At 65.8% G+C, this 23,197-nt stretch carries 21 protein-coding genes and 2 pseudogenes; 12 read left to right on the top strand and 11 right to left on the bottom strand.

Annotation, left to right across the window (positions count from 1 at the left end; genetic code table 11):
• Positions 1 to 8: 8 nt before the first annotated feature.
• On the bottom strand, positions 9 to 632 hold the full coding sequence (locus tag ACMVY4_RS13435) for a DJ-1/PfpI family protein (RefSeq protein ID WP_416896533.1): 624 nt from the start codon (positions 630 to 632) through the stop codon (positions 9 to 11).
• 148 nt (positions 633 to 780) lie between these two features.
• Here ACMVY4_RS13435 and ACMVY4_RS13440 point away from each other — a divergent pair.
• The 3 genes and pseudogenes from ACMVY4_RS13440 to ACMVY4_RS13450 form a co-directional block, all read left to right on the top strand.
• Positions 781 to 1,695 (top strand): annotated as a pseudogene (locus ACMVY4_RS13440) (YifB family Mg chelatase-like AAA ATPase); the annotation flags it as partial.
• A 72-nt stretch (positions 1,696 to 1,767) separates the two neighbouring features.
• Complete coding sequence (locus ACMVY4_RS13445; RefSeq protein WP_416896534.1) at positions 1,768 to 2,190, top strand: hypothetical protein; 423 nt, start codon at positions 1,768 to 1,770, stop codon at positions 2,188 to 2,190.
• A gap of 90 nt (positions 2,191 to 2,280) precedes the next feature.
• A complete protein-coding gene (locus tag ACMVY4_RS13450; protein WP_416896535.1) occupies positions 2,281 to 2,466 on the top strand; it encodes a hypothetical protein in 186 nt (61 codons plus the stop codon).
• 393 nt (positions 2,467 to 2,859) lie between these two features.
• On the opposite strand, the gene ACMVY4_RS13455 is transcribed toward ACMVY4_RS13450, so the two are convergent.
• On the bottom strand, positions 2,860 to 3,813 hold the full coding sequence (locus tag ACMVY4_RS13455; RefSeq protein WP_416896536.1) for an IS1595 family transposase: 954 nt from the start codon (positions 3,811 to 3,813) through the stop codon (positions 2,860 to 2,862).
• Between the two features lie 103 nt (positions 3,814 to 3,916).
• Between ACMVY4_RS13455 and ACMVY4_RS13460 the strand changes: the two genes are divergently transcribed.
• Positions 3,917 to 4,147, top strand: coding sequence for a DUF6471 domain-containing protein (locus ACMVY4_RS13460; protein ID WP_416896537.1), 231 nt, complete (start codon positions 3,917 to 3,919; stop codon positions 4,145 to 4,147).
• On the opposite strand, the gene ACMVY4_RS13465 is transcribed toward ACMVY4_RS13460, so the two are convergent.
• Complete coding sequence (locus tag ACMVY4_RS13465) at positions 4,144 to 4,923, bottom strand: hypothetical protein (protein ID WP_416896538.1); 780 nt, start codon at positions 4,921 to 4,923, stop codon at positions 4,144 to 4,146. The genes ACMVY4_RS13460 and ACMVY4_RS13465 overlap by 4 nt on opposite strands.
• Positions 4,924 to 5,005: 82 nt before the next feature.
• On the opposite strand from ACMVY4_RS13465, the pseudogene ACMVY4_RS13470 reads away from it, so the two are divergent.
• The 3 genes and pseudogenes from ACMVY4_RS13470 to ggt form a co-directional block, all read left to right on the top strand.
• Positions 5,006 to 5,614, top strand: a pseudogene (locus ACMVY4_RS13470) (ATP-binding protein); the annotation flags it as partial.
• Positions 5,615 to 5,787: 173 nt separating this feature from the next.
• Complete coding sequence (locus ACMVY4_RS13475; protein WP_416896539.1) at positions 5,788 to 8,079, top strand: response regulator; 2,292 nt, start codon at positions 5,788 to 5,790, stop codon at positions 8,077 to 8,079.
• A gap of 65 nt (positions 8,080 to 8,144) precedes the next feature.
• Complete coding sequence (ggt, locus tag ACMVY4_RS13480) at positions 8,145 to 9,737, top strand: gamma-glutamyltransferase (protein ID WP_416896540.1); 1,593 nt, start codon at positions 8,145 to 8,147, stop codon at positions 9,735 to 9,737.
• 9 nt (positions 9,738 to 9,746) lie between these two features.
• On the opposite strand, the gene ACMVY4_RS13485 is transcribed toward ggt, so the two are convergent.
• The 6 genes from ACMVY4_RS13485 to ACMVY4_RS13510 form a co-directional block, all read right to left on the bottom strand.
• Positions 9,747 to 10,247, bottom strand: coding sequence for a CinA family protein (locus tag ACMVY4_RS13485; RefSeq protein ID WP_416900314.1), 501 nt, complete (start codon positions 10,245 to 10,247; stop codon positions 9,747 to 9,749).
• 33 nt (positions 10,248 to 10,280) lie between these two features.
• A complete protein-coding gene (locus tag ACMVY4_RS13490; protein WP_416896541.1) occupies positions 10,281 to 10,619 on the bottom strand; it encodes a Lin0512 family protein in 339 nt (112 codons plus the stop codon).
• A complete protein-coding gene (locus ACMVY4_RS13495) occupies positions 10,616 to 10,966 on the bottom strand; it encodes a Lin0512 family protein (RefSeq protein ID WP_416896542.1) in 351 nt (116 codons plus the stop codon). The genes ACMVY4_RS13490 and ACMVY4_RS13495 overlap by 4 nt, the downstream gene beginning before the upstream one ends.
• A gap of 3 nt (positions 10,967 to 10,969) precedes the next feature.
• Positions 10,970 to 12,940 carry an acetyl/propionyl/methylcrotonyl-CoA carboxylase subunit alpha gene (locus ACMVY4_RS13500; protein ID WP_416896543.1) on the bottom strand — a complete coding sequence of 657 codons (1,971 nt, stop codon included), beginning with the start codon at positions 12,938 to 12,940 and terminating at the stop codon, positions 10,970 to 10,972.
• 140 nt (positions 12,941 to 13,080) lie between these two features.
• Positions 13,081 to 14,268 carry an acyl-CoA dehydrogenase family protein gene (locus ACMVY4_RS13505; RefSeq protein WP_416896544.1) on the bottom strand — a complete coding sequence of 396 codons (1,188 nt, stop codon included), beginning with the start codon at positions 14,266 to 14,268 and terminating at the stop codon, positions 13,081 to 13,083.
• 243 nt (positions 14,269 to 14,511) lie between these two features.
• A complete protein-coding gene (locus ACMVY4_RS13510) occupies positions 14,512 to 15,012 on the bottom strand; it encodes a PAS domain-containing protein (protein ID WP_416896545.1) in 501 nt (166 codons plus the stop codon).
• Positions 15,013 to 15,292: 280 nt separating this feature from the next.
• Between ACMVY4_RS13510 and ACMVY4_RS13515 the strand changes: the two genes are divergently transcribed.
• The 5 genes from ACMVY4_RS13515 (at position 15,293) to ACMVY4_RS13535 (ending at position 19,884) form a co-directional block, all read left to right on the top strand.
• Positions 15,293 to 15,970, top strand: a complete 678-nt coding sequence (locus ACMVY4_RS13515) for a hypothetical protein (RefSeq protein WP_416896546.1) — start codon at positions 15,293 to 15,295, stop codon at positions 15,968 to 15,970.
• Positions 15,971 to 16,089: 119 nt separating this feature from the next.
• Positions 16,090 to 16,680 carry a VOC family protein gene (locus tag ACMVY4_RS13520; protein ID WP_416896547.1) on the top strand — a complete coding sequence of 197 codons (591 nt, stop codon included), beginning with the start codon at positions 16,090 to 16,092 and terminating at the stop codon, positions 16,678 to 16,680.
• Between the two features lie 39 nt (positions 16,681 to 16,719).
• Positions 16,720 to 17,103 carry a RidA family protein gene (locus tag ACMVY4_RS13525; RefSeq protein ID WP_416896548.1) on the top strand — a complete coding sequence of 128 codons (384 nt, stop codon included), beginning with the start codon at positions 16,720 to 16,722 and terminating at the stop codon, positions 17,101 to 17,103.
• Positions 17,104 to 17,116: 13 nt separating this feature from the next.
• Positions 17,117 to 19,444: a xanthine dehydrogenase family protein molybdopterin-binding subunit gene (locus tag ACMVY4_RS13530; protein WP_416896549.1), complete on the top strand. Its 2,328-nt coding sequence runs from the start codon at positions 17,117 to 17,119 to the stop codon at positions 19,442 to 19,444.
• Positions 19,441 to 19,884, top strand: coding sequence for an ester cyclase (locus ACMVY4_RS13535; protein ID WP_416896550.1), 444 nt, complete (start codon positions 19,441 to 19,443; stop codon positions 19,882 to 19,884). Before ACMVY4_RS13530 ends, ACMVY4_RS13535 begins: the two co-directional genes overlap by 4 nt.
• A 6-nt stretch (positions 19,885 to 19,890) precedes the next feature.
• On the opposite strand, the gene ACMVY4_RS13540 is transcribed toward ACMVY4_RS13535, so the two are convergent.
• Positions 19,891 to 20,622 carry a hypothetical protein gene (locus ACMVY4_RS13540; protein ID WP_416896551.1) on the bottom strand — a complete coding sequence of 244 codons (732 nt, stop codon included), beginning with the start codon at positions 20,620 to 20,622 and terminating at the stop codon, positions 19,891 to 19,893.
• Positions 20,623 to 20,695: 73 nt separating this feature from the next.
• On the bottom strand, positions 20,696 to 23,128 hold the full coding sequence (locus ACMVY4_RS13545; RefSeq protein ID WP_416896552.1) for a GcvT family protein: 2,433 nt from the start codon (positions 23,126 to 23,128) through the stop codon (positions 20,696 to 20,698).
• Positions 23,129 to 23,197: the final 69 nt, after the last annotated feature.

A 23,197-nucleotide genomic window follows, 5' to 3' on the forward strand; every position in this document is an offset into this window, starting at 1 on the left:
GCCGTTCGTCAGGCGCCGGCCAGCATCGCCGGTGGCTGCAGGAACGGGCCGACCACCCCGATCGCCCGCAACAGGTACTCCTCCTTCTGGCCGACCGGCGCCACGTAGTGCAGCGCCGCCTCCGCGTCTTCGCGCGTGCCCAGACCCAGCATCAGCCAGGTGGCCAGGTATTGCGACGCCAGGCAGCCGCCGGCGGTGGCGATGTTGCCGTCGGCGTGGAAGGGCTGATCCAGCACCCGGACGCCGGCATCGATGACCCAGGGTTTCGTGGTCAGGTCGGTGCAGGCGGGGCGCCCGCCCAGCAGGCCGAGTCTGGCGAGCAGGAGCGTGCCGGAGCACTGGGCCCCGATCATCTGGCGTGCCGGGTCCAACTGCAGCCGGTCGAGCAGCGCCGTGTCCTGCGCGATGGCGCGGGTCATGATACCGCTGCCGACGATGACGGCGTCGGCCTCGCGGGCGAACTCCAGCGGCTTCTGCGCCTCGACAGTAACGCCATTCATCGAGGTGACCGTATCGGCGGAGCAGGTGATCCATGCCTTCCAGCCCTTGGGCTTCAGGCGGTTGAGAATGCTGGCGGCGACGAAGGAGTCGAGTTCGTTGAAGCCTTCGAAGGTCAGGACCGCGATCTGCATGACGTCATCTCCGCAATTGCCGGGCGAACCCGATGGGAGACCTACTTTCAACCTGAATGCGGCGCAATCGCGGCGGCTGCGCGGTCGGATGACGGCGGTGAAAGTTCTGCTTTCGTTCTGAATGCGCTACAGCTATGGTTGCGCCGTCATGGTCGCCCGTATCGCCACAGTCGCCTTTCAGGGGTTTCGCGCCCGGCATGTCGATGTCCAGGTGCAGATGTCGCCGGCGATGGCGGCCATAACCATCGTCGGCCTGCCCGACAAGGCCGTGGCCGAAAGCAAGGAGCGCGTCCGCTCGGCGCTGGACTCCATCGGGCTCAGCCTGCCGGCGAAACGGGTCACGGTGAACCTGTCGCCCGCGGACCTGCCCAAAGAAGGCAGCCACTACGACCTGCCCATCGCGCTGGCGCTGTTGACCTCGATGGGCGTGCTGCCGGCGGAGGAGATGGCCGGCTACATGGCGCTCGGCGAACTGGCACTGGACGGGCAGATCGCGCCGGTTGCCGGTGTGCTGCCGGCGGGCGTCGCGGCGGCGGAGCAGGGCATGGGGCTGATCTGCCCCGCGGCCTGCGGCGGCGAAGCGGCCTGGGCCGGGGATCTCGATATCGTCGCGGCGCGCGACCTGCTGGCCATTGTCAATCATTTCAAGGGGACACAGGTTCTGCAGCCGCCTGCGCCCGGTCCCGTCGATACCGGGGCCGGCGGTCCGGATCTGCGCGACATCAAGGGACAGGAAAGCGCCAAGCGGGCGCTGGAGATTGCGGCGGCCGGCGGCCACAATCTGTTGATGATGGGCCCGCCAGGGTCGGGCAAGTCAATGCTGGCGGCGCGGTTGCCGGGCCTGCTGCCCCCGCTGGAGCCGGCCGAGGCCCTGGAGGTCTCGATGATCCGCAGCCTCGCCGGCGAACTGGCCGAAGGCCGGCTGAGCCGGCGGCGGCCCTACCGCAACCCGCATCATTCCACCTCGACTCCGGCGCTGGTCGGCGGCGGCCTGCGCGTGAAACCGGGCGAGATCAGCCTGGCGCACCGCGGCGTGCTGTTCCTCGACGAGCTGCCGGAGTTCCCCGGGATTGTGTAGCAAACACACCTTTTCCTCAGTGGTGTTGAATCCGCAGGGATTCTAGCATTTCCGGCCATGGAACACACGATTTCCGGGCTACTCCGCAAGCGATCCGAACTGGCCGGTGACATTGAGGCAACGCAGGATCGCGTTCGGCAGTTGCTCATCGACCTGGACAGCATCGACCACACCATCCGCGTCTTCGATCCGGACATAGACCTACAGGACGTGCGGCCCAAACCGATGCCCCCGAGGCAGGGCGCAGCGCAGGGCGAGATGACACGCATCATCCTGTCCGCCCTGAGGCAGCACCGGCGCATGACGGCCCCGGAGATCGCCCTGCACACCATGGCAGCGCGCGGCATGAACACCAATGACCAGCGGATGCGGAAGACCGTCACCAAGCGCGTCATGTCCATCCTGCGCCACCACAGGACACGGGGCGTGCTCAAATCAGAGCATGGGCCGGAGGGGCTGTTGGTTTGGAGTGTGGCTTAGGGGCGAGCCGAAGCCCGCCCCCTTGCTCACTCAGAACAGATCGTTAAGACCTGTTGGGATACCCTGACGATTGCAGATAGGATCAAGCCCATGCCGAAGATCAGTTTCAATCCGAAGGCGGTCGGCAGAACTGTCGACCCGGAACTGACCGATATGTGTGACCCCATACTGGATGGCGCGTTTGTACCCCTCGTGCTGCCCGATGCGGACATAGAGACGGTCATTGAGGTTTTCCGTCTGACCTACGTAGAGCGCATCCCACCGATTCGGGAGTAGGCCTGCGGTCTTTCGGCAAAGCACATACACGCCGCCGACCGGGAGATAGTCGTCACCAATTGGACGAACAAAAAACGTGTACTCTATGCCGGATGCTCCGGTCCATTTCACTTGCGTAGACACTGGTCATCGCCTTTCTGCGGCATCGCCGCACTAGAGAAAGGAACCGCTTGACCATGAGGACTCGGCGTGCATATTGCACACGTCATATGAGACCTGTCCGCAGCGGTTCCACCAAACTTTTTGCGGACAACGACTGAGAGGCCGGGAGTGGGAGTTCCCGGCCTCTTGCCGTTTATGACGAATCGGATTCCTAGACGGTTAACTATCTCCGGGCAACAGGAAAATCCGACATCTTGTGTGTGCGGCCTTCCGTGCGTGCACATCTGGGGCCTACCGCTGCCAATACCCCTTCCAAGCCCGGCTGACCGGATGCGCCGCCGCTGCCGCAGCGGTCAGGGCGAACAGCTTGCCATTATCCATGCGGCGATGGTCTTCCCGCCAAGCCATCTCGCCCGCGTAAGCGTAGAGGTATGCGCCGCTGATCTTGTGATGCTGGCCGATCTCGGCGCGGCGCAGGCGGGAGAAGTAGCTTTCCGCCATGTTGGTGCAGACGCCCTCATCCATGAACGCAACCGAGTGATTGACCCGGCGAGTATCGTAACGGGCGTGCAGCGCATCCCAGCTTGAAGCCTCATCGGCAATGACAGTGGTTCCGGTCTCGACGCGGGCGCGGATAGTCTCAATGCTGTCGCTCTCGTGCTTGAAGACGAACGGGAGGGTGCGGCCACCGCGTTCCCGCATGACGACCACGACGCGGCGCTTGCCGGTCTGGTTGCGCTTCAAGCGGAGATCCTTGCGGTCTTCCTTCCGGTTCTCCGGCTTCACATAGCCGCCGAAATACGCGCCATCGACCTCAACCTCACCGGAGAGTGTCATGTCGGCATGATCCGCCGCCATGGCTTCCCGCAGCTTGTGCGCCAGGACGTAAGCCGTCTTGTACTGCACATCCAGATCGCGGCCCAATTGCAGGGCGGAAATGCCCTTGACCGCGTTCACGAAGATCGCGATGGCCAGCAGGTAGTCGCGGACAGGCAGCTTGCGGCTGGCGAAGATCGTGCCGCTGGTGACGCTGAACTGGTGGCCGCAGCCCTTGCACTTGAAGATCGGGCGGGACTTGTACTCGTAGCAGGCAGCGCAGCCGCACTGCGGGCAAACCGGCTCGCCATCGGTATCGGCCCAGCGGATCGAACGGAAGACCTGACGCGCTTCTTCATCGCTCATACGCGCGACCTTCACGACGCTGAGCGTCCGGGCCTTGGCTGAGAGAAGGAAGTGCTGCGACATGTCACCATTTCCGATGCTTATGCATCGTATATAATGGCGATATGTGGCGATGACAAGGGCAAAAGCATCTTATATGATGGCATTCGCCATAACGGAGGCTTGAATGCCAGATCAGAAGGAATGGGAAGACCGGGTAAAGGGGCTGCTCAAGGCCGAGCTAAAGCGCCGGGGCGTGACCTATGCCCAACTGGTCGAGAAGCTGGCGGAGATTGGAGTGAAGGAGACAGAGCCGAACGTGCGCAACAAGTTGGCGCGCGGGAAGTTCACGGCTGTCTTCATGGTGCAGTGTCTAGAGGCGGTTGGCTGCACCAGTCTTCGGCTTAGTGAGTCCTAGAACTGCGGCTCGTAGGGAACTCGCCTCGGCTGGCCGTTGTCGATCTCGACTTCTACGGACTCAGCATCGGCGGGGCCAAAGGCGATGACTAGCTGGCGCTCCCAGGTCCACTCGTCGCCGGGTTCTCGTTCCGACCAGCGTTCCGGAAGGGTCTTTTCGTGCTCGTAGGCAAAAACGCGAATGTCGTTCCCTTTGAGCATTACAAGATGTTCGCGGAGCCGGGCCCGGTAGGCCACTTGCCGCTCGAATGACAATTGCCCGTCTCCGTGCTCGGTGATCGCCTCACGCAAGGCGGTTTCCAGACCGACCGCATGGCCTTCAAGGCCCGCAGGAAGATCGACCGCCATTTGCGCTATCACGACATCTTGCGAGAGCGCCTGGGATAGCAGATCGGCCTCGCTGTCGGCGCGTGTCGCAAGCGCCCTGTCGTGCCGGAGAATATCGATGAACTCGGGCGTCGGTTTCTTGCCCTTGGCGACGTTCCCGGATTTGCCACAATTCCTGTCAGCGACCACTGATACGACAACCCAAACCGCCGTGGCGGCTGCGGCTCCAATGACATACTCGTTTGAAAGGAAGTCAGAGAGGAGGGACATCAGGCGTTCCCCTCTGCTGGCCAATTCCTTGTCGGTGCCGCTGGTCTCCAGCCATTGCTCGTAGAGCAGCGTTGCTGCGCGGTCCAGGAGCCACAGAAGGCCGTAGCCGACGAGGCCAAGTGCGGGAAAGCGCACTCTCCCCCGTTGCCGCTGCCACCAGTTCCCGACCCAATCCAGCATCCTTGGATCATAGCGTTCCCCTTTCTGCCTTGTCGCGCAGCAACCTGATCCACTTCGGAACAGGTGTGTCTGCTACATAAGGCCGGAGTTCCCGCGCCCGGCGCTTGAGGCGCTCCGTCAGCCGCTTGAAACGGCTGAGGCCGTGGTGGCGCGCGCCAATGCCCATGTCACCTATCCGGCGCGGGTGCAGCTCGTGGCCGCCATGAATCCCTGCCGCTGCGGGCATCTGGACGATCCCGAGCGCGCCTGCAGCCGCGCCCCGCGCTGCGCCGCCGACTATCAGGCGAAGATTTCCGGCCCCCTGATCGACCGCATCGACCTGATCATCGACGTGCCGGCCGTCTCCGCTGCCGATCTCGCCTTGCCGCCGGCGGCGGAAGGATCGGACACCGTGGCCGAACGGGTCTCTTCGGCGCGCAGGGTTCAGACCCGCCGCGCCGAACGCCTCGGCCTGAAGGCCCGCACCAATGCCGAGGTGGACGGGGAGGCGCTGATCGAGGTGGCGACACCCGAACCGGCCGCGCAGCAATTGCTGACCGATGCGGCCGACCGGCTGAAGCTGTCGGCGCGCGGTTACAACCGTGTCATCAGGGTGGCACGCACCATCGCCGACCTCGCCGGCGCCGACACGATCGCCCGTCCCCACATTGCCGAAGCACTCACATACCGCAGACGCGGACCTGTCAACTGACGTGGCATTTCCGCGCCGTTCGCGGAAAATCCTGTGACGACGGGCAGTTGCTCACCATTTTTCAACTGTCAGCACGGAAATTGCATCCTATTTGGGGTTTGCTGCCCCGCGGGCGGCAAAGGGGTCGCGATATGGTACAATTTCGCGAAACGGGGACCTGAGCGGAGATCCGCGTGATCGATATCGGACAGGATCGGATTCAACGGCGGCACAGCCTTGGACGGCTGCGCTATTTCGGGCCATTGCTGGTCATTGCCGGGATTGCCGCGATCGTCTGGATCTTCAACGCCGACCTGTTCGCCGGTGAGGACGACATCACGCTCGGTCCGAAGTCGATCAGCGCCATCGTCATCGTCGTGGTCCTGGTCATGGGCATCCTGATCGAGGACGCCCGTCGGAAATACATGCGCCTGAACGTCCAGGCACGCCGGATGGGGGAGATGGCCGACCGGTTGTCGGAGACCGTCGAGGCGCTGAACGACATGAACGCGACGTTGCGCGCCAACGAGGAACGCTATCGCGGTCTTGTCGAGACCCAGCACGACCTGATCATGCGCCTGGGCACCAATGGCAAGCTGACCTTCGCCAATGAGGCGCTGACACGCAGCTTCGGGCTCGGCGGCGACGCCACAATCGGCCAGTCCTTCTCGCCGGAAGTCTCCGATGACGAAGGCTCTGAGCCGTTCGATCTCGATGCCGTGCTGCTGCCCCCCTACCGCCGCGTCTACGATCAGCGCGTCCGCACCGACAACGGCTTCCGCTGGATCTCGTGGGAGGATGTAGCGCTGCGTGATCCGGACGGCCGGATCCTGGAAATCCAGCGGGTCGGACGCGATATCACGGACCGCAAGGTGCAGGAGCAGGAACTGGCCGAGCCCCGCGATCTCGCCGAGGCCGCCAACCGCGCCAAGTCGGGCTTCCTGGCGACCATGAGTCACGAGATCCGGACGCCGATGAACGGCGTCATCGGCATGACCAGCCTGCTGCTGGACACCCGGCTGACGGCCGAGCAGAAGAACTACGCCGAGGCGGTTCAGGAGTCCGGTCAGTCGCTGCTGACCCTGATCAACGACATTCTCGACTTCTCCAAGATCGAGGCCGGCTTTCTGGAGCTGGAGGAGATCGACGTCGACATCGCCGGCCTGGCCGAGAAGATCGCCGAACTGCTGGCCCCAAAGGCGTTCGAGCGGGGCATCGAACTGGTGACCCAGATCGACCCCGACGTGCCGCGGCATCTGGTCGGCGATCCCGGCCGTCTGCGGCAGGCGCTGGTCAATCTGGTCGGCAACGCCGTCAAGTTCACCCACGAAGGCGGCGTGGTCATCGCCATCCGCAAGATGGCCGAGGCGAAGAAGACGGTGACCCTGCGTGTCGAGGTCATCGACAGCGGCATCGGTGTCCCGCCCGAAAAGCAGAAGACCCTGTTCGAGGAGTTTACCCAGGTCAATTCCTCGGTCTCTCGCCGCTATGGCGGCACCGGCCTGGGCCTCGCCATCACCAAGCGCATCGTCCAGAAGATGGACGGCCAGATCGGCATCATCTCCGAGCCGGGGCAGGGCAGCACCTTCTGGTTCGAAATCAAGCTGCAGCGCGCCCGCGGCGCCGTCGAGACCCAGGAAGAGAACTCGCTGGCCGGCGCCCGGGTGCTGATCGTGGACGGCAACCATGTCAGTCGCTGGGTGCTGAGCGACCACATCATCGATTCCGGCGGCATGGCCGATGCCGTGGCGAATGGCGCGCTGGCGCTGCAGAAACTGCGTGAGGCCGCAGGCACCTTCGAGGCCTATGACGCGGTGCTCTATGACGGTGCCGTTTCGGACATGACACCTGAGGCCTTCGCAGCCGAGGTGCGCAAGGATGCGGCCCTGGCCGGCACCCGTCTGGTCGTTTCAGTGCCGGCAACGCGGCGCGGCGACACGGACGACCTGAAACAGGCCGGTTTCGACGCCTATCTCACCAAGCCCATCCGGCGTCAGTCGCTGCAGCGGCATATCGTCGAGGAGCCTGAGTCCGACATTCCGGAAGCGGTGGAAGCCGCGGCGGCCGCGAAGCCGGCGGCCGAAGTCTCGTCGGGGCCGCTCCGGATCCTTCTGGCCGAAGACAACGAGATCAACCAGATGCTGGCGCTTGCCCTGCTCGGCAAGCACGGCCACCAGGTCACTGCAGTGGTGAATGGGGCGGAGGCGATCGAGGCGGTCAAGAAGGACGAGTTCGACCTCGTTCTGATGGATATCCACATGCCCGAGGTCGACGGCCTGGAGGCCACGCGGAAGATCCGCGAGATCAATGGCGGCGACCTCGACCTGCCGATTGTCGCGCTGACCGCCAACGCCATGGCCGAGGACAAGCAGATGTGCCTCGACGCCGGCATGGACGACTACCTTGCCAAGCCGATCAACGAGGCGGAACTGAACAAGGCGCTGGAACACTGGCGTCCGGGACGGGCGGCCGGCCCGCGTGTCTGAGCGGCGCTTCCCCAATCCGTCGAGAGCGTGATAGGAAGGCCGTCTCGTCCTTCCGGGAGGCCAATTTGCGCGATCTTCAGCAACCAGGCCGTTCCGTCGTCCATGCGACGAACGGTGCGGCGGCGACCAGCCATCCGTTTTCCACCCTCGCGGCGATGGAGATTCTCCAGGCCGGCGGCAATGCCGTGGACGCGGCGGTCGCGGCCTGCGCCGTGCAGTGCGTCGTCGAACCCATGTCGACCGGCATCGGCGGCGACTGCTTCGTGCTGCTGCAGAAGGGCGGGCAGGGTCCGGTCATCGGTCTCAACGGGTCCGGCCACGCGCCGGCGAAGCTGACCGCCGATCACCTGCTGGATCAGGGCATCGACAGCATCGGTCTGGAAAGCCCGCATTCGGTGACCGTGCCGGGCGCGGTGGACGCATGGTGCCGGCTGCTGGATGACCACGGCACCATGGGCATCGACCGGGTGCTGCAGCGCGCCATCGCCTATGCCGAGAGCGGGTTCGCCGTTACGCCACGCATCTCGGTCGACTGGTCGCGCAATGTGAAGCGGCTGTCGCTGGATGCCAGCTCCGCGGCCCAGTATCTCCGCGACGGCGTCAGCCCGTCGGCGGGCGAGGTGTGGAGATCGCCCGAGCTTGCCGGCACGCTGAAAGCGATCGCGAGCAAGGGCCGGGCGGGCTTCTACGAGGGCGCGGTGGCCGAGGACATCGTCGCCCATCTGCAGAGCCACGGCGCCGTGCACGAGCTGGACGATCTGGCAGCCCAGGCCTGCGACTATGTCGATCCGATCTCCAGCGAGTATGCGGGCCGGCAGATCATGGAGATCCCGCCGAACGGGCAGGGCGTCACCGCGCTTCTGATGCTGAACATCCTGAAGGGCTTCGATCTGGAGGCCTACGACCCGGTCAGCGTCGAGCGGCTGCATATCGAGGCCGAGGCCACGCGGCTGGCGTTCGCGGAGCGCGACAAGTATGTCGCCGACCCGCGTCAGTCCAACGTGCCGGTCGAGCATCTGTTGTCGGAAGAACTGGCCGCCGAACTGCGGGAGAAGATCTCGCTCGGCAAGGCCATGGCCGATCCGGCCAAGGTCACCGGCCCGGTCTACCGCGATACCGTCTATCTGACGGTGGTCGACCGCGACCTCAACGCGGTCTCTTTCATCAACTCGCTCTATTTCTCCTTCGGGTCGTGCCTGACCGCGCCGAAGTCGGGCGTGTTGCTGCAGAACCGCGGCGCCGGCTTCGTCGTCGACAAGGAACACCCGAACTGCGTTGCCCCGCGCAAGCGGCCGCTGCACACTATCATCCCCGGCATGGTGCTGGGCGGGGACGGGCGCTGCGAGATCAGCTTCGGCGTCATGGGCGGCGGCTATCAGCCGGTCGGCCACGCGCATCTGCTCACCAACATCTTCGACTACGGCATGGATGTGCAGGAGGCGATCGACTGCCCGCGCACTTTCCACGTCGCCGGCAAGCTGGATGTCGAGCGTTCGGTCCCCGACAACGTGCGTCAGGGGCTGGCGGCGCTCGGCCACGAGACCCAAACTCCCGAAATGCCCTGGGGCGGCGCGCAGGCGATCATGATCGACTACCGCAACGGCACGATGGCCGCGGGTTCCGACCCGCGCAAGGACGGCTGCGCAATGGGCTTCTGAGCCCGCGGATCAGGCGGTCAGCGGTTCGTCGAGCTGCCTGGCGAACAGGTCCAGCGCGTGGATGGCGAAGCGGACCATGTTGTCCCCGCGGTCTTCCTCGCCGGTCTCCAGCGTGACCACGACATTGGCCGGTCCGGTCACGGCCTGACAGCTGTGCCCGGCCGCGTCGCCATAGCCGTTGCCCGGCCCCGCGGCGCCGGTTTCGGCGAGGCCCCAGGTGGTCTCGTGGCTGGCGCGGATGCGCTCCGACAGCAGCTTCGCGAAGGGCTCGGAGCTGGAGCGGATCTTGTGCTCCTTCCAGAGCTGCTTCATGTCCAGCCCGGCGAATTCGCGGATCGACGTCTTCGTGTAGATCACGCCGCCGCCCAGGAAATAGGCCGACGCCCCGGGCACGCGCAGCAGCGCGGCCGAGATCAGACCGCCGGCGGAGCTCTCGATCACCGCGACGGTCTCGCCGCGCGCCTTCAGCTTGGCGGCGACGCGCTCGCCCGCGGCCCAGAGGTCGTTGATATCGGCTGAAATGGTCATGTCGTCTCCTTCGGGTCAGGCCGGAAGCCGGACCGCAATCATGGCGCTCGCGATCACCGCGAGGTCGTTGTTCTCCGCATCGTTGACATCCAGCCCGCCGAGCGTGGCCGTGACCGAGACCTTGCCGACCGGCAGCGCCTCGGCGACGCGGCCGCAATCGACCTGATCCGGCTTCTGGACGCCGATGGTGACGTCCACGGTCATTTCGGACGGGTCGATGCCCAGCGTGCGGACGAAGGTCAGTGAACTGTGCTGCAGGGCGTTCTGCACCGCCCGGATGGCGGCCTTGGTGTAGTCGCGGCCATGCAGATCGGTGCCAGCGCCCATCTCCAGAATGGCGCGCGGGCCGCTCATGCCGGGTCTCCCACGTTCAGAAAGACCTCGGCGGCGGCATGGGCCATCACCGTGACGTCGGTGCCGGGATCGTTCGGCATGACGAGGCCGCCTTCGACGACCTCGACCTCGCCGGCGCCGTGGGGCAGGACGGCGAGGATCTGGGCCTTGTCGACGCTCTCGGGGTTCGGCGCCCCGATCCAGACCTTCACCCGCATGTCGTCGGCGTCCTGGCCGATGGCAGGACCGATGGTCAGCGCGTTGCGCCAGAGTGCGTCCTTCAGCGCGCGGACGGCGGCCTTGGTGCTGTCGCCGCCGCGGATGTCCGTGCCCATGCCGATCTCGAGGCACATGCGTTTCCAGGCCATGGCTCAGCCCTCGCCCGTATCGATCCGGACCAGCAGGGCGTTGGAGCCGACCTGTTGACCGGCGGCAACGGGCGCTTCGGCGACGGTGCCTGCGACGGGCGCGACGATCTCGTGCTCCATCTTCATGGCTTCCAGCACGGCGACCAGCTGGCCCTTCTTGACCGTATCGCCCGCAGTGACCTCGATCCGCAGCACGCGGCCGTTCATCGGCGAGACGACAGCGCCGTCGGAAGCCGCGGCCTCGGCAGCGCGGTCGATATAGGTCGTCTCCTCGGCGGCGAAGTCGTGGGTCGCGGTCTGGATCAGGATGCGTCCGCCGCTTTCCGCGAACCAGACGCGTTCGGTCGCGCCGCCGCGGCGCCAGGCTGCCTCGTTGCCGCCGATGCAGAGACCTTCGAAGACGAAGATTTCATCGCCGACAGTGACCTCGTGGTCCTCGCCGCCATGCCAGACGACGCTGGCCGCATGATCGTCCTCGCCGATGCGCACGATCATCGGGCTGCGCGGCGTCTGGCCGGAGCTGCGCCAGCCGAGAAGGGCCTTCGGGGCGTCGCTGCGCTGCCGGTCGAACAACAGCACGGCGGCCAGCGCAATTTCCGCCGGAGCGGGCGCGGCCAGCGCTAGCCGTTGCTTCGGGAAGCGCTCGCCGATGAAGGCGGTGGTCGCGCCGCCACCGGCGAAGACCTCGTCGCCCAGCGCCTCGATCAGGAAGCGCCGGTTGGTCTCGACGCCCAGCAGCACGGTGCCCTGCAGCGCCCGGATCAGCCGGGCGCGGGCGGCTTCGCGGCTCGGGCCGTGCGCCATGATCTTGGCAATCATCGGATCGTAGAAGGGCGTGATCTCCTGGCCTTCGCGCAGACCAGCATCGGTACGCACGCCTTCACCGGAAGGCTCGCGCCAGAGATGCGCCGTCCCGGTGCGCGGAAGGAAATTCTTCGGCGGGCTTTCGGCGTAGAGCCGGACCTCGATGGCGTGGCCGGAAAGCGTCACCTCATCCTGCGAGAGCGGCAGCGGTTCGCCCTCGGCGACCCGGATCTGCCATTCGACCAGGTCCTGCCCGGTGATCAGTTCGGTGACCGGATGTTCCACCTGCAGGCGGGTGTTCATCTCCAGGAAGTAGAAATTGCCGTCGCGGTCGAGCAGGAACTCCACGGTGCCGGCGCCCAGATAGCCGATGGACTTCGCGGCCTGAACCGCCGCCTCGCCCATGGCGGCCCGGATTTCGGGTGTGACAGCGGGCGAGGGGGCTTCCTCGATCACCTTCTGGTGGCGGCGCTGGACCGAGCAGTCGCGTTCGCCCAGATGAATGACGTTTCCCTGACTGTCTGCGAAGACCTGGATCTCCACGTGGCGCGGTTCGATGACGGCCTTCTCCAGGATCAGCCGGTCGTCTCCGAATGCGTTCTTCGCCTCGGACCGCGCCGTCTTCAGCGCCCGCTCCAGCTTCGCCGGATCCTCGACGAGACGCATGCCGCGGCCGCCGCCCCCGGCGCTGGCCTTGACCATCAGCGGGAAGCCGACCCGCTCCGCCTCGGCCAGCAGTTTCCCGTCCGACTGGTCCTCGTCCTGATAGCCGGGGACGGTGGGCACCCCGGCGTCGATCATGCGCAGCTTCGAGCGCGCCTTGTCGCCCATCAGGTCGATGGCCGGGATCGGCGGACCGACAAAGGTGATGCCGGCATCGGCGCAGGCCTGCGCAAAACCGGCGTTCTCCGACAGGAAGCCGTAGCCCGGATGGATGGCGTCGGCGCCGGTCAGTTTCGCCGCGTCGATGATCTTCGTCGCGACCAGATAGCTTTCGCCCACCGCCGCCGGACCAATCAGCACCGCCCGGTCCGCCATCTGCACATGCGGCGCGCCGGCATCGGCCTCCGAATGGACGGCGACGGTGGCGATGCCCAGCCGCTTCGCGGTGCGGATGACGCGGCAGGCGATCTCGCCGCGGTTGGCGATCAGCAGGGTCTTGATGGTCATGGTCGCATTTGCTCCGCGCTTTCCGGCCCGCTTCTCACTGTCACCCCCGCTTCATGCGGGGGTCCGGTGCGGCTTCGCCGCGAATTCGATGGTTCGACCGGATGCCCGCACAAGGCGGGCATGACAGCAGGTGCCGGGCTTCAACGTTGGTCCTGGTCGTCCGTCTTCTGGTTCTTGCCGGGCAGGGTGCCCATGTACTTGCAGATGATCGACAGCATCACCTCGTCGGCGCCGCCGCCGATGGAGGCGAGGCGGCCGTCGCGGTAACGGCGGCTGATAGGGGTCTCGTTCATGAAGCCCATGCCGCCGAAATACTGCAGGCAGCCGTCATAGACCTCCCGCTTCAGCCGGCCGACCTTCAGCTTGCCCATGGAGGCCAGCTTGGTGATGTCCTCGCCGGCGACATACTCCTCGATGCAGCGGTACATCAGGGAGCGCAGCATCTCGACCTCGGTCTGCATCTCGGCCAGACGGAAGTGGATGACCTGGTTGTTGATCAACGGCTTGCCGAAGGCGATGCGCTGGCTGGTGTATTCGATCGTCTCCTGGATCGCCTTCTCCAGGCCGGGAAGTCCCGAGGCGATGGCCCACATGCGCTCTTCCTGGAACTGCTCCATCTGGTAGGTGAAGCCCTTGCCCTCGTCGCCGATGCGGTTGCTCTGGGGCACGCGGACCTCGTCGAAGAAGATCAGCCCGGTGTCCGAGGAGCGCATGCCCATCTTGTCGAGCTTCTTCGCCTTCTCGATGCCGGGGCTGTCCATCGGCACGACGATCAGCGACTTGTTGCGGTGGATGTGGCCGTCCGGATCGGTGTTGACCAGCATGGTCATGTAGTCGGCCTGCCATGAGTTGGTGATCCACATCTTCTGGCCGGAGATGACGTAGTCGCCGCCGTCCTTCTTCGCGTAGCTCTTCAGCGAGGCGACGTCGGATCCGGCGCCGGGTTCGGAGACGCCGATGCAGGCCACCATGTCGCCGGCGATGGCGGGGGCGAGGTACTCGGCGCGCAGCTCGTCGGAGCCGTGCTTCGCCAGCGCAGGCGTCGCCATGTCGGTCTGAACGCCGACGGCCATGGGCACGCCGCCGCAGTCGATATGGCCCAGCGCCTCGGCAAAGGCGAGGTTGTAGGAATAGTCCAGTCCCAGCCCGCCATAGGCCTCGGGCTTGTGGATGCCGAGAAAGCCCAGCTTGCCGAACTTCCGGAAGACCTCATGCGCCGGGAACGCGCCGTCGGCCTCCCAGTCGTCGACATGGGGATTGATCTCCTCCTCGATCAGCTTCTTCGCCGACCGGATGATCTCGTGGTGCTCGTGCGTATAGACGCCCATGCCGCGCCCTCCCCAGACCGCGTTGCGAGTGATGCGGGCAATCTACGCGGGCCGCAGCGGCGGGGGAAGGGCGCTCGGGGCAGCGGTGCTATTCGGCAGGTCGGGGCTTCTCTCCGAGCCGGTCGTCGAAGTGCGACGGCGTCGTTGAGAAGAGACTTCGTGGACACCGCCAGGATCACCGGAGATGTCGCGTGGTTCGGGAGTGCCGTGCGTGCAGTGTTGCTGGCGGCGATGCAGCAGGGCTCAGCCCTGCCGGAACCTCACATAGACGAGGATCATGTCGATCCTCTCTCCATCGTCGGACAGCGGCAGCCTGAGCGATTCGAACTGCCGCGGCTTGCCCTCGCGGTTCTCGAAGGAGAGGCGGGCCAGCTGGGGCGTTCTTTCTTCCACCACCCTGGTCAGATCGGCATGCACCGAACGGGCGAAGCTCTCCGGCTGCATCTCGTCGATGTAGATCCGGGTCAGCGGGCGGCCATGCACCGATTCGGCGGCGGTACCGGCCAGACGATGACGAAATCGTTGCGGCGTGCCTTCCGGCTGCATCAGCATCAGCCCGGGCAGGCAGGATGTCAGGTCAGCCGGGTCGATGGCGTTCCGTGGCGGCCCCGGCAGGTCTCCCTTCAGCTCGTTCCAGTACGACCAGACACGTAGCAGGTTGGGTCCCAGCGCCGGATCCGGCGGCAGGGGGAGGAATGTGCGCCGGAAGTTGCGCGATTCCAGGATGACGGTGTCGGGTTTCACGGTGCCAGTCTGACTTGCGGGCGGCGCGCCGCGCCTGGCAACACCTCTGATCCCCAAGCACAACCGAAAGAGGTGAAGGTTCCGTAAATCATGGACGCGCCGCGTGCGAGATCATTGACAGGTCAAGGACAATGCCGCCCGGCTGGCGGTCGGGTTGCAACCATGGCATGTGTTGCGGTCGGCGCGCCGGCTTCTTGACAGGCGGTCATGGGGGCGGCTTGCTTGTCTGTGAGGGAAGGCGGCCGCGGCGGCGGCGCCTCAGGGCGTGAGGGCGTTTCACATGATGCGTTGGGTTGTCTGTCTGGCCGCAGGCCTGATGGCTGTTGCCTGCCAGAGCCAGGTGAGCGGGGTTGGAGAAGGTCCGCTGATCATGAGCGAGCAGGCGCGCGATCAACTGCGTACCTGGCGCGGGCCGGAACGGCTGACCGACATGACGGTGGCGATCGAGCGGAACTCGCGCTCGATGGGCGCCAGCCATTGCGCCGTCGGTGCAGGCAATTGCCTGCAGGACGCCGGAATCCAGGCCATCGACCTCTGTGAGAAGGATGGACGCTTCGAGTGCTACGTGCTTTTTCACAATGACGACATTGTCTGGCAGGGGCCGATCTATGTCATGAACCGGGCCGTGCGGCAGGCCATTCCCTGGCATGGCCGCTGGCCGGTCGAAATCCGGCGGGAAGGCGAACCCGCGGCCGGGGCCACGGTCGTCGTGTCCAACGGACGCCGCTGGGTCGAGGGACTCTCGGGTGACAAGCCCTGCCGCTCGAACCTGCAGCCGCGGGGCCGGGAGGGAGGCCGCTTTTCCATACAATGCCCCGACGGATATGCCGTCAGCGGTCAGTACAAGTCGGCTCCCCGCGTCATCCACGGGTCCGGGACCGGCAGCGACGGCCGGGAACTGGCGTTCACCATCGATTTCTCGGCCGGCGAGGGCCTGCCGCCGTTTTCCGGCTACTAGGCCGGTCGCGCGCCGCGGATGCGGCTTGATCCGCGGTCGGCACGCTATGTAGGATTCCAGACATGCTGGCGAGCGGCGGCACAGAACCGCCGGACCGGCGATACGTCTGGGAGGACGCCATGACCGCAGAGACTGCCGGAAGCGGCGGGCCGGGTCGCCCGCGCGGGATCAATCATCTGGTGCTGAATGTCCGCAATCTGGAGGCATCGCACCGGTTCTGGACCGAAGTCGTGGGTTATGTGCAGGTCGGGGAACTGAAGCCGAGCGAGGCCCGGCCGAACCCGCCGAAGATGCGGTTCTACAGCGGCGACTATGACGGCAAGATGGACCATCACGACATCGCGCTGGTCGAGAATCCTGACCTGCCGGCTCCGCCGGAGGACTGGGCCATGTTCGGCATGCCGCACGCGATCAACCACATCGCCATCACCTTTCCGGACCGGGAAGCCTGGCTTTCGCGGCTGAAGCATGTCCAGGACTTGGGCGTCCGCTTCAACCGCCGGGTCGATCACGGCATGACCCACAGCCTCTACATCAACGATCCGGACGGCTATGGCGTCGAACTGATCTACGAGCTGCCGCGCGAGGTCTGGGAAGGCGATATCGATGCGGCGCTGAACTATGTGAAGGTGCGGTCGACCGAAGGCGAGGCGGCGCTGGAGGACGAGCCGGACGACGTGCCGGTGTTCGACGGACAGGCGGCCGAATAGACGCCGGCGATTTCGGGCCGGCCAGGGGAGGGGAAGGTCATGGCGAAACGCGTCAGTGTCGAGATTCCGGGATTCTCGCACAGCAATCCCATTCCCGGCGCAAGCCGGATCGGCAACATCGTCATGTCCAGCGTGATCTCGGGCCGGAATCCCGACGGCAGCGGCATGCCCGAGGGCATGGCCGAGCAGGTCGCCAACGTCTTCGCCCATATCCGCAGCGCCATGGAGGCTGCCGGCGGCTCGGTGGACGACATCATCAAGGTAACCTTCTGGGTGGAGGACCCGGCAAGCGGCCGGGCGGAACTCAACGACGAATGGGTGAAGATGTTCCCCGATGCGGATTCCCGCCCCGCGCGCCACACCCAGCGCGGTGCCGGCGGGGCCTCGAAGGTCAGTTGCACCTTCGTTGCCGTACTCGGCTGACGGGCGCGCAAGCATGAAATTCGGCATCGGACAGCCGGCCTCACGGCTGGAAGACGTGCGGCTCGTCCAGGGCCGCGGCCACTTCCAGGACGACCGGGTGCTGCCCGGACAGGCGCATGCGGTCTTCCTGCGTTCGCCGCATGCGCATGCGGTCATCCGGAACATCGACACGGCCGAGGCGCAGCAGGCGCCGGGTGTGCTTGCGGTCTACACCGGCAAAGACGTCGAGGCGGACGGGCTCGGCATGCCGCGGGCGAAGCAGCCCCGGAAGCGGGCCGACGGCTCGCCCATGTTCGCACCGCAGCGGCCGCCGTTGGTCAGCGACCGCGCACGCTATGTCGGCGATCCGGTCGTCATGGTGATCGCCGAGACTCTCGCCCAGGCGAAGGATGCCGCCGAACTGGTCGATGTCGACTACGAACCGTTGCCGTCGGTCACGGATACCGCGCATGCCGCCGAGTCCGGATCGCTGCGGCTCTGGGATGAGAATCCTGACAACATCTCTCACATCCACCAGCGTGGCGACGAAGTGGCGACGGCTTCTGCGTTTGAGACGGCGAGCCACATCGTCCGGCGACGCTACGTCATCAGCCGCGTGCACGCGCAGTACATGGAGCCGCGCGGCGCCATCGGCGTCTGGGATGCGGGCGAGGGGCGCTACACGCTCTATGCCGATGTGAACTATCCGCACCGGGTCCGGGGCATGCTGGCGAACGACGTCTTCGGCGTGCCTGAAAGCGATGTCCGTGTGGTGGTGCAGGATGTCGGCGGCGGCTTCGGTGCCAAGGGCTGGCAGTATATCGAACACCGGCTCACGCTCTGGGCGGCGAAGAAGCTCGAACGGCCGGTGCGCTGGAAGTGCGAGCGCTCCGAGGTAATCCTCGCCGACGAGCACGGGCGTGACAATGTCGGCGACATCTCGGTGGCCTTCGATGACCAGGGGAAGATCCTCGGGCTGCGGCTGGAGATGATCGCCAATCTGGGCGCCTATGTCGCCTCCGACCGGCAGCTTCTGACGCCGTTCGGCATGATCGCGACGGTGACCGGGGTCTATGATGTCCCTGCGGCCTTCATCCATATCGACGCGGTGCTGACCAACACCAACCCGACCGCACCGTATCGCGGGGCGGGCCGGCCGGAGGCGATCTATCTGATCGAGCGGTTGCTGGAGGAAGCGGCCGATGAACTCGGAATCGACCGTATGGAACTCCGCCGCCGCAACCTGATCCGCGGCGAGCAATTGCCCTACAGGGCGGCGATCAAGCCGGTCGTCTATGACAGCGGTGATTTTGCCGGCAACATGGCGCGGGTTCTCGATATCTCGGACGCGGTTGGCTTCGAAGAACGAAGGAATGCGGCGCGGCAGAATGGCCTGCTACGCGGCTACGGACTGGCCAACGCCATCGAGCAGGCGGCGGGACCGGTGCCGGAACTGGCCGAGATCCGTTTCAACCCGAGCGGCACGGCGCTGCTGATGATGGGCACCAAGTCGCACGGCCAGGGCCACGAGACCGTCTTCAAGCAGATCCTCAACCAGCATCTCGGGATCGATCCCGGCGAGGTCCAGTTCATCGACGGCGACACCGACCGTGTGGTCTTCGGCATGGGCTCGAACGGCTCGCGGTCGATGGCCGTCGGCGGGTCGGCGCTGGTGCTGGCGGCGGAGAAGATCGTCGCCAAGGCGAAGCGGATCGCTGCGCATCTGGTGGAGGCGGCGGAAGACGATCTGGCCTTCGAGGACGGTGTGTTTTCGGTCGCCGGTACGGACCGGAGCATCACTCTGAAGGAAGTCGCCCGGGCCGCGTTCCTGCCGGCGAAACTGCCGGCCGGCATCGAGCCGGGTCTACATGAAACCGCCACATATGCCCCGGCCTTGCCGACCTTCCCGAACAGCGCCCATGCCTGCGAGGTCGAGGTGGACCCGGATACCGGCACCGTGCGCATGATCGGATACTGGGTCGTCGACGATGTCGGTACGGTCATCAATCCGAAGACGCTGGCCGGCCAGATCCATGGCGGCGTGGTGCAGGGCGTCGGGCAGATCCTGATGGAGCAGGTGGCCTACGACCGGGAGTCGGGCCAACTCGTCTCGGCGAGTTTCATGGATTACGCCATGCCGCGGGCCGACGATGTCTGCAACATCGTGATTGAATCGAACCCGCATCCGACCGACCGCAATCCGCTGGGTGCCAAGGGCGCAGGTGAGGCGGGGACGGTCGGCGCGATGCCGGCGGTGATGATCGCCATCATGGACGCGTTGAAACAGGTCGGGGTCCGGGATATCGAGATGCCGGCCACGCCCGACCGGATCTGGCGCGCTATCAGGGAAGCCCGGGAATGACAAAGACGAAACTGACGCCGTCGCAACTGATGGAAACCTATCTGACGGAAGTCGCCCAGAAGGGCCGTCTGGAGCTGATCGACGAACTGGCCCAGCCGGACATGGTGGACGAGGCCAACCAGGCCTTCGGCGGGCCGCCGGGCCGGGCCGGACTGATCGCACATGTCGTCGGATTCCGGCGCAATATCGGGGACCTGGAAGTCACCGTCGACCGGATCGTCGCGGGCGAGGACGAGGTCATGGCCAAGTGGTCGTTCAGGGGGCGGCTTGTCGGGCCGTGGCTGGGCCGCACGCCGGATGGCGACGAGGTCTCGGGCGACTGCTTCAGCTTCTTCGACCTGAAGGACGGCCTGATCAGCCGCTACCGCGTCTGGTTCTGCGCGCAGTTCGACGAAGCGGTCGTGTTCGATTCCTCCAACCCGGTCCTGCCGGGCGGCTGAACCCGATCAGCCGCCGTTGCGGGCGGCCTTCCAGGCCTCGTAGTCGGCCATGCGGGCGTCGGTGAGCGGGAACAGCCCGACGAAAGACTCGCCTGCCGCCACACGCTCAGCGGCGAAGGATTCCCGATCCTCCTGCTCGACCGTGTCGCGGACGACTTCCTCGACAAGATCGGCAGGGATCACCACAGCGCCCTCGCCATCGCCGACCACGATGTCGCCGGGCACGACGAACACGCCGGCGCAGCTCACAGGCTCATCGGCGGAGAAGGGCATGTGCTGGCGGCCCAGGACGGCGCCGTGGGAGGCGAGGTGATAGACGGGGTGGCCGAGCGCCTGGATCGCCGGCGTGTCCCGCAGCGCGCCGTCCGTGACGATGCCGCGGCAGCCGAGATGGAAGGCGCGGGTGGCGTAGATGTCGCCGATGGTGGCGGCGTCGGGCACGCCGCGCGCCTCGATCACCAGCACGTCGCCGGGCGTCATCGAATTGACGATCGAACGCTGCGCATTCATGCCTGCGCTGTAGTCCTTCTGGACGTCCTCGCGCACCGCCACGTATCGGAGCGTGCGCGCGCGTCCGACCATGCGCTTGCCGGGATTGAGCGGCTTCAGACCGGCGAAGAAGGTTGTCCGGATGCCCCGCTTCTGCAGCTGATGCGTCAGCGTCGCCGTGGCGACCTCCATCAGCGCCGCCTCGATCTCCGGCGTCAGGACGTCCCGGATTCCGTTCTCATCCGCCATGTTTTCCTCCCCCGCCGGATTATCGTTGCAACATTGCAGGCCGTGGGCGGCCGGGGTGTCAAGCGGCTCCCGCTCAGGCCCGAAGCCGCTCGTTCTCCGGATCGAAGGGGCTCTCCGGGATCACCGTGACCCGGTGCATGTCGCCGAGGATGTTCATCTCCAGCTCGGTTCCCAGTTCGGCGTATTCCGGCCCGACGACCGCCAATGCGTAGGACTTGTCCGTCCGCGCGCCGTAATTGCCGGAGGTGGCGCGGCCGACCAGCCTGCCGTCCTTGTAGATCGGGTTGTTGCCCAGCGGGTCGGCGTCTGTGACGCCGTGTACCTCAAGCGTGACGAAGGCGTTGGCGAAGCCCTTCTGCTGCCAGGCGACCAGCGCGTCGCGGCCCTTGAAGTCGCCCTTGTTCGGATGGACGAAGCGCTCCAGCCCGCTTTCATAGGCGGCATACTCGATGGACATCTCGGTGCCGACCATGCGGTAGGACTTCTCGATGCGCAGCATGTCCATGGCGCGGATGCCGAAGGGCTTGATACCGAGGTCCTGACCCGCGGCCATCAGCGCGTCGAAGATGTGGTTCTGGTACTCGATCGGGTGATGCAGTTCCCAGCCGAGTTCGCCGACGAAGTTCACGCGGCAGGCCAGGGCAGGGGCCATGCCGACATCGATCCACTGCGAGGTCAGCCAGGGGAAGGCCTCGTTTGAGAGGTCGGCGTCGGAAACCCGGTTCAGCAGTTCGCGCGACTTCGGACCGGCGACGACCAGCACGCCCATCTGGTTTGTGATGTTCTCGAACTGGACCGAGCCGTCGGTCGGCATGTGCTTCTTCAGCCAGTCATGGTCCAGGCGCTGATACATGCCGGCGGAGACCAGATAGAAGCTGTCCTTTGCCTCGCGGACGACGGTAAATTCCGAATGCACGCCGCCGCGGCTGTTCAGCGAATGACAGAGGCCGATGCGGCCCTTTGACGGAATGCGGTTGGCCAGCATCCAGCGGAGGAAATCCAGCGCGCCGGGGCCCGAAATGCGGCACTTGGCGAAGGCGGTCATGTCGAGCACGCCAACATTCTCGGCGACGTTGAGCGCCTCGGCCTTGGCATGCTCGAACCAGCCCGAGCGGCGGAAGGACCAGTCGTCCTTCCGTTCGACGCCTTCGGGTGCGAACCAGTTGGCGCGCTCCCAGCCGAACTTCTGGCCGAAGACGGCGCCGAGATCCTTCAGACGGTCGTAGCAGGGCGCCTGACGGAGCGGACGGCCGGCCTCGCGCTCCTCGTCCGGGAAGTGGACGGTGAAGACGTTGGCATAGGCTTCCTCGTTCTTCTTCCGAAGATAGGAGCGGGTGGCGTAGTCCCCGAAGCGCCGCGGCTCGACGCCCAGCATGTCGATGGTCGGCTCGCCCTCGACGATCCACTCGGCCAGCTGCCAGCCGGCGCCGCCGGCGGCGGTGATGCCGAAGCTGTGGCCTTCGTTCAGCCAGAGATTCCGCTTGTCCCAGGCCGGACCGATGATCGGGCTGCCGTCGGGCGTGTAGCAGATGGCGCCGTTGTAGACCTCCTTCACGCCGACCTCGCCGAAGGCCGGCACGCGGAAGATGGCGCTCTCGATATGGGGCTCCAGCCGCTCCAGATCTTCCTGGAACAGTTCGTATTCGGCGTCGTCGGCCGGGCCGTCGACATAGCAGCAGGGGGCGCCGACCTCATAGGGACCGAGAAGCAGGCCGCCGCGTTCCTGGCGCAGGTACCAGCTGGCGTCGGAATCGCGCAGCACGCCCATCTCCGGCAGGCCCTGCTCCTTGCGGGCGACGATCTCCGGGTGGTCGTCGGTGACGATGTACTGGTGCTCGACCGGGATCACCGGGATCTTCAGGTCCAGCATCTTCGCCGTCTGCTGCACGAAGTTGCCGGTGGCCGTGATCAGGTGTTCGCAGGTGATCTCGCCCTTGTCGGTTGTGACCTTCCATTCGCCCGACGCGGTCTGCTCGATGGCGGTGACGCGGGTGCGCCGATGGATCGTGGCGCCCAGGTTCCGGGCGCCGGTGGCCAGCGCCTGGGTCAGGTCGGCGGGCTGGATATAGCCGTCATCGGGATGCTGGATGGCGCCGATCAGGTTCTCGGTATTGCAAAGCGGCCATATCTCCTTGACCTGGGCCGGTGTCAGCACGCGGACGTCGACGCCGATGGTCTCGGCCACGCCGGCATACTGCATGTACTCGTCCCAGCGGTCCTTCGTCTGGGCGAGGCGGATGTTGGACACGCGGCGCAGGCCGACATCCTGTCCCGTTTCGGATTCCAGTTCGCCGTAGAGCTTCACGGAATACTTGTGAATCTGGCCGACCGAATAGGACATGTTGAACAGCGGCAGCAGGCCGGCCGCATGCCAGGTCGAGCCCGAAGTCAGTTCGTTGCGCTCGAGCAGGACCGAGTCGGTCCAGCCCTTCTTCGCCAGGTGATAGAGCGTCGACACGCCGACGACGCCGCCTCCGATGACCACCGCGCGCGCATGTGACTGCATTGTTCTCGCTCCCGCTCCGACCTCGACGCCAGTTGATGGCAGTCAATGCCCGTTCGGAGCAAGCGCGTC

The sequence above is a fragment of the Minwuia sp. genome (assembly GCF_048007105.1).
Classification (GTDB): domain Bacteria; phylum Pseudomonadota; class Alphaproteobacteria; order Minwuiales; family Minwuiaceae; genus Minwuia.